This window comes from Bradyrhizobium sp. Leo114, assembly GCF_055229415.2.
In genome coordinates this window covers 135,294-146,379 of sequence record NZ_JBUYEN020000006.1, presented here as the reverse complement: position 1 = coordinate 146,379, position 11,086 = coordinate 135,294, and the positions used below count along the sequence as shown (strand labels likewise).

Genomic DNA, 11,086 nt, shown 5'->3' with positions numbered 1-11,086 from the left:
GTCCGAATCAGCTCAGCAGCACGATTCCACCCGGCAACCGCTGCAGTTTTGCGCCGAACGCGCGCCCCAATCCCAGCAGCGCCTCATTCATCTGACCGATACGAAAGCGACCGCTGAGCTGTTTCTGGCCCAAGGCCGCGTTCATCAAGATGATGCGGCCGGGTCGATATCGATTGATTTCTTCCACGGCTTCGACGAGCGGCGTGCCGCGGAATTCGACGATGCCGCGCTGCCACTCCGAGGCTAGCTGCGGATCAACTGCGGCAATCTCGCTCAGTCCCGCAAGGTCATAGCGCACGCGCTGGCCAGGTCGCAGGGCCACAACGTCGGCTCCACGTTCGATCCGCACCGCGCCGTCGAAACAGGTCACGCTGACCGGGGACCGCTCGCCGCTTGCGGTGTAGCGGACATCGAACCGGCCGGATTCGGCGATCGTCCTGCCGTGCGCCGCCAGGACCACGAGCGATCGCGCCGGGCGCATCGATGTTGCAAACGATGCCTCGCCGGAGATCAACTCGATGCGATCTTCGATTCCTTCCGCAGGACGGACGGCCAGGCTCGTCTGCGTGTTCAGGCCGATCGCCACGTCGCCGGCGAATGTGACATGGCGTTGCTCGCCGGTGCCCGTGCGGTAATCCGAATTCAGTTCGGACAGTGACGGCCAAAATCCGAACGGCGGGTTGAACACGCCGTAGATCGATACCGCGGCAAGAGCCGCGACGCCGCCGCTCAATACCGCGCGACGGCTCATCCTGCGGCGCCGTCCCAGCGCATCGAGCCTGGCTAGGAAGCTTTCATCCGGACCCGACAGAGCATGGCCGGCGACACCAGCCGTACGCCATAGGCGCTTCGCCTCCAAAAAGGCGGCTTCATGCAGAGGACTGCGCGCGCGCCAGAGTTCCAGCGCCGCCACGTCCTTCGGAGTCATCTCTCCGGATGTGAGCTTCTGCAGCCAGTCGACCGCTTCCCGCTCCACCGGATCCAGACCTGGATGTACGTTACTCATCTCGATGCTGCACCTTTCGCGGATTCTACCGTGAGAATGCCGGCGACGATTGCAGGAATTCTTGCCTCTAAGACGATTCTCGGCGACCGAAAGTGCACGCTCAACCCTTCGATTCCTTATAGCGCGCCAGACAATGTTCGAGTGCCAACCGGAGTTCTTTCGCAACGAGCTGCCGGGAGATGCCGAGCCGGTCGGCGATTTCCTGGCGGGGAACATTGCCGAGCCGGGCCGCCAGAAAGATCACCCGGCGCCGCTCGGGGAGTTCGTTGACGATCGCCTCGAACGCCTCCAGGTCAGACCGCGCCAACATGGTTTGCTCAGGCGTCGGCGCATGATCGGGCAGCTCAAGCAGGCTTTCGATCTCGATCGCCGATATGCGTTGACGCCGCTCCATCCGGCGGCGATCCTCTGCCACGTTCAGCGCGATCCGGAAGAGATAGCTGCGCGGGCTTTGTACGGCGCCAATCGATTCCGCGCGCGACAGGCGCAACCATGTATCCTGCATCGCATCGCCGGCGAGATCGGCCGAGCCGAGGCGTTGAGTCAAACGCGCCTTGAGGTCGTCATAGCGATCGACAAACAGCCGGCGGATGATCGTCAAGGCGGTCTCGGTCATGGCCGGGTCCCAGCCGATCGGAGGTTGGAATCGGCCTTGCCGCACCCCTGCGCCACGCCGGGTCCTTGCGGCACAATCAAGATCAAGACCGGCTGCAGAAAGCCCGCCGGCGGTGGCTCGTCGAAGCGCACGCTGCGCAAGGTTGCATCAATCCGGTCATCAGCGTCAGGCTTGCCGGTGGACCCGATACGTTGGGATCTCTGGACGGTGCCGTCTGGCGCGATCCAGAACACAGTGGCGAAGCGATAGCTGCCGGGACGCGCGCCGCCCGATCGGCAAAGAGCATCCGCAATGCTCGCCTGAATCTGTCCATAGTAACGCCGATGTTCTGGCGATCGTGTTTGCTGCGCCGCCTGCTGAGTGGCGAGTGGCTCCGGCAACAGCACGAAAGTCGTCTCGGCCACGAACTCGGCAGCCAAACCGGTGCCAGACAACAGCTTTCGGAGCGCCTCGTCCGGTGCAAACACGCCCTGGACATCGCCGGAGAGGCGGCCGGCCGCAAGGCTCGTGTCGTAGAGGGCGTCGCGTCCGGTCGCATCGACATAGCGATTGAGCGCGGCGGCGAGTGGTTGCGAGGGGATATTGAATTCGATCGGCGCATTCGCTGGCCTGGTCTGAGCCGCGGCCACGTCGATACCCGCAGCCATGCCCGCGACGGCCAATGCGCATGCCCAAGCTGCCAGCCGCCTATTGGCCGACGTAACGACAACACGGTTGGCGCGATCCGGTCTGAGTTCGGCTAGGGCCGATCGAAGCATCACCACTGTCCCCGCCCACGCAGATCAGGACAGCCGTTCCAGCTTCCCAGCGCTACGACCTGCCCGCCGACGGTCCAAATTGCGCGTCAGCGCACATCCCAAGCCAACGCGCGGCGGACGCTAGTGACGTAATATTACGGTTTGACGACAGCCATAGCCCCTAATCCGCCTCGACGATCCAGCCCAGACACGCGGGTGCCCGCCTCAGTCGCTCACGCGAGATTCGCGAGTGGCAATTCGGTGGTCGACTTGATCTGCTCCATCGTGAACATCGATGAGACGTCGTGCAGGTCAATCTTTGCGATCAATCGCTGGTAGAGATCGTCATAGGCGCGAATGTCAGACACGACGGCTCGGATCAAATAATCGACGTCGCCGCTCAAGCGATAGAAATCCACGACCTCTGGAAAGCTCGTGACGATTTTCCGGAATTTCTGCGCCCATTCCGCATTGTGCTGGTTGGTCTTGACCGCGATGAAGACGCTGACGCCAAGGTTCAGCTTTTCCGCGTCCAACAGCGCCACCCGGCGTTTGATGTAGCCGGAGCTCTCAAGCTTCTGGATCCGCCGCCAGCAGGGCGTCGAACTCAACCCGACCCGCTCGGCAATCTCCTGCATTGAGAGGCTGCTATTCACCTGCAGCGTCGCCAAGATCTTGCGGTCGAAGTCGTCGAGCATGCAAACCTCCAAATCCAGGAGGGGAAAGAATATTTTGGTTGTCATGAACCTTGTTTGAAGAACGTTATTGTCATACACACGCCACGGCTAGCATGAACTTTCATCAAGCGCTGTACAATCTCGCGGCAGCGTGTAACCTCCCTGCCACGAGCCAGGCCCCTCATGGAAAATCTGCTGATGAAAAGCCCGCCAGGCGAGGCATCGGACGGCTAAAGCGGCCAATCCTTGCCTGTTCCGGCGGCAGTGCGGCTTACAGCCGCTGGCCGCCGCTGGCGTCGATCTGTTGGCCAGTGACCCAGCCAGAATCGTCGGACGCCAGGAACGCGACGACTTTGGCGATATCGGCCGGCTGGCCGACGCGCCCAAGCGCAATCGAATTGGCAACTTCGCGGCTGGCGACAGGGTCGCGCGCATTCGCGTTCATGTCGGTCGCAGTGGCGCCCGGCATCACGGAGTTCACCGTGATTTGCCGCCCCCCGAGATGAACAGCGAGCAGGCGGCTCAACGCCTCCAGGCCCGCTTTTGTCGGCGCATAGCCCGCCATGGCGGGATAAGCGGCGCGCGATCCCATCGACGAAATGTTGATGATGCGGCCACCATCGCGCAAGTGGGGCAGCAGAGCCTTGATCAGAAAGAACGGCGATTTGAGGTTGGTCTCCAACAGAAGCTCAAAGTCTTCTTCCGTGATCTCCTCGATCGTCGCACGCTTGCCGGCACCAGCATTGTTGACGAGGACATCGAACGCCGTCTTGCCGTATCGCTCGGTTAGTTCCGCGGTGAACTTTGCGGCAAGAGCTACAGCACCGCCACGCGCCGACAGATCGGCCTGCAGTGCAAACGCAGCTCCACCGGCAGCGACAATCTCGTCGACGGTAGCGAGCGCGGCACCCTCGGCAGAGTGATAATGAACTGCAACGATCGCACCGTCCCCGGCGAGCCTGAGTGCGATCGCCTGCCCGATGCCGCGGCTGGCGCCGGTGACCAATGCAATCTTGCCTGCCAGCGCGCTCACACCGACCAGCCTTTCGCCGCCTCGAGCTGGCGGGCGCGATCAATCAGCGATTTGCGGTCGATCTTGTTGGTGCCGGCCCATGGCAATTCATTGACGAATTCGATGCGGCGCGGATGTTGATAGGCCGGTCCATTGGCGATCGTGAATTTCCGGATATCGTCCACGGTCGGCTTGGCGTCGGCGCGGGTGACGATGAAGGCGACCGGGACCTGACTGCGCTCCTCGTCCGGCAGCGGCACCACCACCGCCTGCTGCACCTGCGGATGACGCTCCAGCAACTTCTCGACCTCGCCGGGATAGACGTTCTCGCCCGAGCAGACGAACATGTCGTCGGCACGGCCGACGAAATAGTAGAAGCCGTTCTCGTCGCGACGCATCACGTCGCCGCTGTAATACCAGCCGTCGGTGATCGCCTTCGCCGTCTGCTGCGGCAGGTTGTGATAATGATCCATCAGCGCAGGATTGCGCATCAACAGCACACCCTCATTCTCGGTACCATTGATGAGCTTGACTGCCTCGAGATCGATGGGATAGCCGAGCGCGAGCGGCGGCGTTGGAATGCCCTTCGGATGCGGTCCAAACACTGCCGGCCCGGCTTCGGTGGTGCCGTAGCCGATGGAGAGCGTGACGTTCGGCAGGACCTGCTTGATCTTGTCCCACAGACCCATCGTCATCGGCGCCGAGCCAAGCATCAATCGCCTGATCGATGTGATGTCGTTCTGAGCCAGCAACTCGCGCTCCTTGATCACCCGCGCCCACATGGTGGGGACGGCTGTCGCCGCCGTTGCCTTGTATTTGGCGATCGCCTCGATATAGCTCCTGGTCTCGAACGATGGCAGCAGCACCACGGATGCGTTGGTCGCAAAGATTGTCTTGGTCGCAAACAACCCATTCATGTGAAACAGCGGCTGCGCGATGATGTAGCGCTCGCTTTCGTTGAGCGCGCCGCTGGTTCGGGTGGAGAGCGCCCAGAGCTGACCGAGATGCGACAACGGTACGCCTTTCGGCCGGCCGGTCGAACCGGAGGTGTAGAGCATCTGGCCCACTTCGTCCGGTCCGGCCACGACACTGTCGAAGGACTCGAAGGGCTTTATGCTTGCGGCAAAACCGTTCGGGCCGGCGTCGTCGAAGTCAATCACCGGAATGCCCTCGCGCACCTGAGGGCGGTTCGCAGCGTCGACAAAGGCGAGCGCGATCTTGGCGTCATCAATCACATAGTCGATGGTGTCGCGCGCGACCTTGATATTGACGGGCACTGCGATACAGCCCGCCCGCATGATGCCGAAATAGGCCGCGACATATTCGGCGCGATTGAATGACAGGATGGCGATATGAGTGCCGCGGGAAAATCCGCGGTCTGTCAGGTACTTTGCGACGCCGTTGGCGAGCTGATCTATCTGCCGGTGGGTATAGATTCTCGGATCACCGGGCAAAGCGAGATCGATGATCGCTTCCTTGTCCAGATTGCCCCTGCGATCGATCAGATCGCCCAGATTGCGCCAACGCATCGGCAGAACTCCGTCCTTCGTATCAGCTAACTGGCCACACTCACCACCCGCGGCAGTTCGGCGGGCTGCTCAAGCAAGTCGTAATGGCAGGCCACCATTCGGCCGCCGGACACCTTCCGCAGCAGCGGCCGCTCTTTGCCGCAGCGCTCGCGCGCCATCGGGCAGCGCTCATGGAAGCTGCAGCCTTGGGGTGGATTGAGCGGGCTCGGCAATTCGCCCTGCAAGACCTGCTTGGCGCGGCCGCGCGCCAATCGTGGATCGGCGATCGGCGCCGCCGCCAGCAGGGCAAGAGTGTAAGGATGCGCCGGCTGCCGCCAAATCTCTTCACCGCTGCCGCTTTCGACGATGCGGCCGAGATACATCACGATCAGCCGATCGGAGATATGCTCGACTACGGAGAGATCATGGGAGATGAAGAGAAAGGACACGCCGGTCTGCTGCTGCAAGTCCTGCAGCAGATTGATCACCTGCGCACGGACGGAGACGTCCAGCGCCGATACCGGCTCGTCGCAGATGACGATTTTCGGCCGCAACGCGAGCGCACGCGCAATACCGACGCGCTGCCGCTGGCCGCCGGAGAACTCGTGCGGATAGCGGCGCTCGGCATCCGCCGGCAGGCCGACCTGCCTGATCAGCTCGGTAACACGATCGCGGATGTCACGGCGTGACCAGCCGGCGACGCTGAGTGGTTGGCCAATGATGGTCCCGACGTCGTGGCGCGGATTGAGCGAGCCATAGGGATCCTGAAAGATCATCTGCATGTTCTTGCGCACGGATTTGAGCTGCGCGTTCGGCATGCTCGTGATGTCCTGCCCATCAAGCACGACGCGGCCGTCGGAGCTCGGCACCAGCCGCATGATTGCCTTGCCAAGCGTCGACTTGCCGCAACCGGATTCGCCGACCAAGCCGACGGTTTCTCCGTCTTCGAGCTCAAAGCTGACGTCGTCGACTGCGCGCACAGTGCCCTGCGCGGTCTGGTACTGAACGCAAAGGCTAAGTACGCACAACGGCGGCATGTCGCGACAGCTCCTCTTCGGCGGCGAAACACGCGGCGGTGCGCCCCGGCAATAGCGGCATCAGGCCGGGCCTCTCCGCACCGCAACGATCGAATGCGTCGGGACAGCGGTTCTGGAAGGCGCAGCCGGCCGGCAGATCCGACAGCGGCGGCACGCTGCCCCCGATCTCCGCAAGCCGCGTGCCGCCCCGGCGCGTCGCCGAAGGCGTGGCGCCAAGCAAGCCGCGGGTGTAGCGATGCAGCGGCCGTTCGAATAGCGCCTCCACCGGCGCCTCCTCGACCTTGCGGCCGGCATACATCACCACAACGCGGTCGGCGGTCTCGGCCACGACGCCGAGGTCGTGCGTGATGATGATCAGCCCCATGCCCGAACTCGCTTGCAATTCCTTGAGCAAGGCAAGGATTTGCGCCTGGATCGTCACGTCGAGCGCCGTGGTCGGCTCATCGGCGATCAGAAGCTTCGGCCCGCAGGCGATCGCCATTGCGATCATGACGCGCTGGCTCATTCCGCCGGACATCTGATGCGGAAAATCGTTCAGCCGTCGCTCGGCATCGGGGATGCGCACCTGGCGCAGCAATTCGACGGCGCGGGTGTGCGCTTCGGCGCGCGAGACGTCATTGTGCCACCGGATCGCCTCGATCAACTGGTCGCCGACGGTGGTGACCGGATTGAGCGAGGTCATCGGATCCTGAAAGATCATCGAGATGTCCTTGCCGCGGACCCGCCGCATCTCGCGATCGGACAAGGACGTCAGCTCGCGGCCCATGAAACGGACGCTGCCGCCGACGATCTTTGCCGGTGGATATGGCAACAGCTGCATGACCGCGAGCGCCGTCAGCGATTTGCCGCAGCCAGATTCGCCGACGATCGCTACCGTCTCGCCCGCCGCGACCGTCAACGACAGCCCATCCACCGCCGGCAGCACGCCGCGGCGCGTGAACAACGACACGCTCAGCCGCTCGATCTCGAGAACCGGGCCGTTGCCAGCCGCCATGTCAACGATCCCTGAGTTTCGGATTAAGCGCATCGTTGAGACCATCGCCAACCAGGTTGAGCGCCAGCACCGTGATCATGATTGCAAGGCCCGGCACCGCGCAGATGTACCAGGAGGTGCGGATCAGGGTCCGGCCATCGCCGATCAGCCGCCCCCAGCTTGAGACGTTGGGATCGCCGAGCCCGAGGAACGACACTGCGGATTCGAACAACACGGCGCCGGCTATCACGAGCGAAGACAGCACGATCACCGGCGGCAGCGCATTCGGCAGGATCTCGCGAAGCATGATGCGCAAGTTTCCCATGCCCATGGCACGGCAGGCCTGAACGAACTCGCGATCGCGCAGCGCCAAAAATTCCGCCCGCGTCAGTCGCGCAATTGGAGTCCATGTGACGATGCCGACAGCGACCGTGACATATTCAATCTTCTGGCCGAGAATCGAGACGATGGTCAGCACGAAAATCAAATTCGGAATGGTCTGGAACAGCTCGGTGAAACGCATCAGCATTTCGTCGATCCAGCCGCCGAAATAGGCGGCGGTGGCGCCGACCGTGATGCCGATCAGTGTCGCCGTGAGGCTGGCGCACAGCCCGATCAACAGCGTCGTGCGCGCGCCGTAGGCGATCATCGCCGCGATGTCCCGGCCAAGCGAGTCGGTGCCCAACGGGTAGCGCGAATTGACAAAGGGCCAGATCTCGGGACGGCCGACGATGCGCAAGGGATTGCGCGGAAACAACCAGGGCGCCGCCAGGGCGACGCCGACCACGACAATGACCAGCAGAAGACCGATCAGCGCGGCGCGGTTGCGCGCGAAACGGCGGGCGAAATCGATCGCGAGATTAAGCATCCGCCTACCTCGCCCGGATGCGCGGGTCGAGCCGCAGATAGAGCAAGTCAACGGTTGCGTTGGCGACGGCCACGAGCAGCGAGCCAAGCACGAGTACGCCAAGCACCATCGGAAAATTCCGGCTCATCACGCTGTCGAACAGCAGGCTGCCGATGCCAGGCCAACTGAACACAGCCTCGATCACGACGGAGCCGCCCAGGATGGTGCCGAGCTGCAGGCCGAGCAGCGTCACGATCGGAAGCAACGCGTTGCGCATGACATGCGCGAGCACAACGCGTGCCGGCGAGAGCCCCTTGGCGCGCGCGGTGCGGACGAAGTCGAGCCGGAACACCTCCAGCATCGAGGCCCGCATCACCCGCGCATAGGTTGCGGCATAGAACAACCCGAGCGCCGTCGCCGGGAGCACTAGGTGGTGCATGACATCGAGCGCATCGGCGAACGCGCCGTTGCCGGCTCCGATCGTCCGCATGCCTCCGACCGGAAACCAGCCGAGTTTGACTGCGAACAGCACCGTCATCATGATGCCGAGCCAGAAGCTTGGCGCGGCGAAGAAGAACACTGCGGCAAGCGAGATCAAATTGTCCCAGATCGTGTTGACCTTGACGGACGCCAGCACGCCCGCCGTGACGCCCACCAGCAGTGCCACCGAAGTAGCCGCCAGCATCAGGATCACGGTGGCCGGCAGCTGGTCCATGATCACGTTGAGGACCGGCGCATTCTGCCGGTAGGAGAAGCCGAGATCGAGCCGCATCACCGACCAGATATACTTCGCGAGCTGTACCCAGGTCGGTTGGTCGACGCCGTAGGTGTGACGGAGCTGATCCAGCATCGCCGGATCGGAGATCTGCTGCTCGGCAGTCATGACGTCGAACAGGCTGCCCGGCGCGAGATGGATCAGCACAAAGTTGAGCACGATCACCGCCAGGACTAGCGGGATTACCTGAGCCAATCGGCGAAGCACGATGCGGTTCAAGTCGATGCTCCCTTATCTAGCGATCGAGCCAGAGTTCGGCCCAGCTTTCCCCCATGAAGTCGGCGGTAGCGGAATGATTGCGGACGTCCGATCGGACGATCGTCACCGGCTCCAGATCGACCATCGGAAGCAGCGGAGCTTCTATCGTGGCCAGGCGATCGAAATCCTTGGCCAGCGCGACGCGCTTCGGCTCATCGGTCTCGACCGTCATGTTGGAGACGATCTCATCGAGCTTCGGATTGGAATAGCCGGTCGCGTTGCGGAACGCGGCGCCCTTCACGATGCCGTCGGTGGTGTAATATTGCGTCGTGCTCGGGATCAGTTCGACGCTCCCGGAACTGTTGGAGATCGCGACGTCATAGTCGTAGTCGCTGTAGATTCGTTTGAGCGAGGTGGCGCGATCCGGCACCGCGAGATCCACGGTGATATCGAGGTCCTCGAACGCCTGCTTCACATACTGGCCGATCTTGATGTTCTCCTCGAACCAGCCGGCCGAGACCAGGCTGAGCTTGAAGCGCGAGCCGCCCTTCACCGGGAAACCTGCAGCATCCAGAATCATCCCTGCTTTCTTGACGTCGAACGGATAGTCCTGGACGTCCTTGGTGAAGAAGATGGAATTCGAGCTCGCCACCGCGCCGATCGAAGGACGGGCGCGGCCGAAGAACACCGTATCGGCGATGAACTGCCGGTCGATGGCCTGCATCAGGGCCTGCCGCACCTCCCGATTCTTGAATATCTCGCGGCGCTGGTTGAACTCGATCGTCGTCACCCAGGCCGAGTTCGAATAACCCTTGGTCTCGGCAATGAACTTGCCGCCGGAGGTGAGCCGCGCGATATCCGGCATCGGGATCGGATTGAAGGTGCCGATATCGAGTTGCCCCGCCTCGAAGGCAGCCGCCCGTGACGCCGGATCGCGCCACCAGCGGATGACCAGGCGGTCGAGATACGGCAGTCCCGGATTCCAGTATTTCTCGTTGCGCAAATACTCGACATGGCTGCCACGCACCCATTCCTTGACTTTGAACGGGCCGGTACCGATAGGCGCGTTGTTGCTCGGATTGGTGATGATGTTGCTGCCGGCATAGATATGCTTCGGGATCACCAAGCCGGATTTGCCGGCGAGCACGGATTTAAGGAAGAACTCCGGGACCGGCGTCTTGAACTTCAGCACCACCGTGAGCGGGTCGGTGGCCTCAGCGCCTTCGAGGGCGTCGAGCGAGACGCCGGCCGAGATCGGCTTCCAATACTGCATCGCGTTGAAAACGACATCCTCGGCAGTGAAGGGGTTGCCGTCATGCCAGGTGACGCCCTCGCGCAGCTTGATCGTATAGCTCTTGAAGTCGGCCGATGGCTTGATGTCGACGGCCAGCACCGGCTCGAACTTCAGATCGACCGTCAAGCGGATCAGACGCTCCAGCACCTTGGTCGAGGTGAAGTATGGACTTGAGCCGCCGCCCGGCGGCACGAACAGGGATTGCGGCTCAAAGCCGCCCCAGGTACCGATCAGTGTGCCGCCACGCTTTGGCGTTTCGAGCCCAGCCAGCGCAGGTCCGGCCATGCCTGATGCGAGCGCCGCACCCGCCGTGGTTATCAGAAAGTCGCGTCTCGAAAACCTGCTCATCGTGTAGCCCTCTATGATTGCGTCGAACGGGCTCTTATTGCAGCCGCCCGTTTGCCCC

Annotated in this window: 11 protein-coding genes; all 11 read right to left on the bottom strand. The window is 62.6% G+C overall.

Features of this window, described 5'->3' with window-relative positions; translation table 11 throughout:
* Positions 1-7: 7 nt before the first annotated feature.
* Entirely contained in the window at positions 8-1,006 is a 999-nt protein-coding gene (locus ACZIRK_RS09610; protein WP_463327253.1) for a FecR family protein, read from the bottom strand.
* A 100-nt stretch (positions 1,007-1,106) separates the two neighbouring features.
* Positions 1,107-1,622, bottom strand: a complete 516-nt coding sequence (locus ACZIRK_RS09605; protein WP_474417747.1) for an RNA polymerase sigma factor — start codon at positions 1,620-1,622, stop codon at positions 1,107-1,109.
* Positions 1,619-2,269 carry an STN domain-containing protein gene (locus tag ACZIRK_RS09600; RefSeq protein WP_051396486.1) on the bottom strand — a complete coding sequence of 217 codons (651 nt, stop codon included), beginning with the start codon at positions 2,267-2,269 and terminating at the stop codon, positions 1,619-1,621. Before ACZIRK_RS09600 ends, ACZIRK_RS09605 begins: the two co-directional genes overlap by 4 nt.
* Before the next feature lie 323 nt (positions 2,270-2,592).
* The gene (locus ACZIRK_RS09595) at positions 2,593-3,057 is read right to left on the bottom strand and encodes an Lrp/AsnC family transcriptional regulator (RefSeq protein ID WP_130222800.1); all 465 of its coding nucleotides are present in this window, start codon (positions 3,055-3,057) and stop codon (positions 2,593-2,595) included.
* Positions 3,058-3,307: 250 nt separating this feature from the next.
* Complete coding sequence (locus ACZIRK_RS09590) at positions 3,308-4,069, bottom strand: SDR family NAD(P)-dependent oxidoreductase (RefSeq protein ID WP_463327251.1); 762 nt, start codon at positions 4,067-4,069, stop codon at positions 3,308-3,310.
* Positions 4,066-5,577, bottom strand: coding sequence for a class I adenylate-forming enzyme family protein (locus ACZIRK_RS09585; protein ID WP_463327250.1), 1,512 nt, complete (start codon positions 5,575-5,577; stop codon positions 4,066-4,068). The genes ACZIRK_RS09590 and ACZIRK_RS09585 overlap by 4 nt, the downstream gene beginning before the upstream one ends.
* A 26-nt stretch (positions 5,578-5,603) precedes the next feature.
* The gene (locus tag ACZIRK_RS09580) at positions 5,604-6,593 is read right to left on the bottom strand and encodes an ABC transporter ATP-binding protein (RefSeq protein WP_463327249.1); all 990 of its coding nucleotides are present in this window, start codon (positions 6,591-6,593) and stop codon (positions 5,604-5,606) included.
* On the bottom strand, positions 6,571-7,587 hold the full coding sequence (locus tag ACZIRK_RS09575; protein ID WP_130222792.1) for an ABC transporter ATP-binding protein: 1,017 nt from the start codon (positions 7,585-7,587) through the stop codon (positions 6,571-6,573). The genes ACZIRK_RS09580 and ACZIRK_RS09575 overlap by 23 nt, the downstream gene beginning before the upstream one ends.
* A gap of 1 nt (position 7,588) precedes the next feature.
* Complete coding sequence (locus ACZIRK_RS09570) at positions 7,589-8,434, bottom strand: ABC transporter permease (RefSeq protein WP_463327248.1); 846 nt, start codon at positions 8,432-8,434, stop codon at positions 7,589-7,591.
* 4 nt (positions 8,435-8,438) lie between these two features.
* Positions 8,439-9,407 carry an ABC transporter permease gene (locus ACZIRK_RS09565; RefSeq protein WP_456641177.1) on the bottom strand — a complete coding sequence of 323 codons (969 nt, stop codon included), beginning with the start codon at positions 9,405-9,407 and terminating at the stop codon, positions 8,439-8,441.
* A gap of 16 nt (positions 9,408-9,423) precedes the next feature.
* Positions 9,424-11,028, bottom strand: a complete 1,605-nt coding sequence (locus ACZIRK_RS09560) for an ABC transporter substrate-binding protein (protein ID WP_463327247.1) — start codon at positions 11,026-11,028, stop codon at positions 9,424-9,426.
* Positions 11,029-11,086 lie beyond the last annotated feature (58 nt).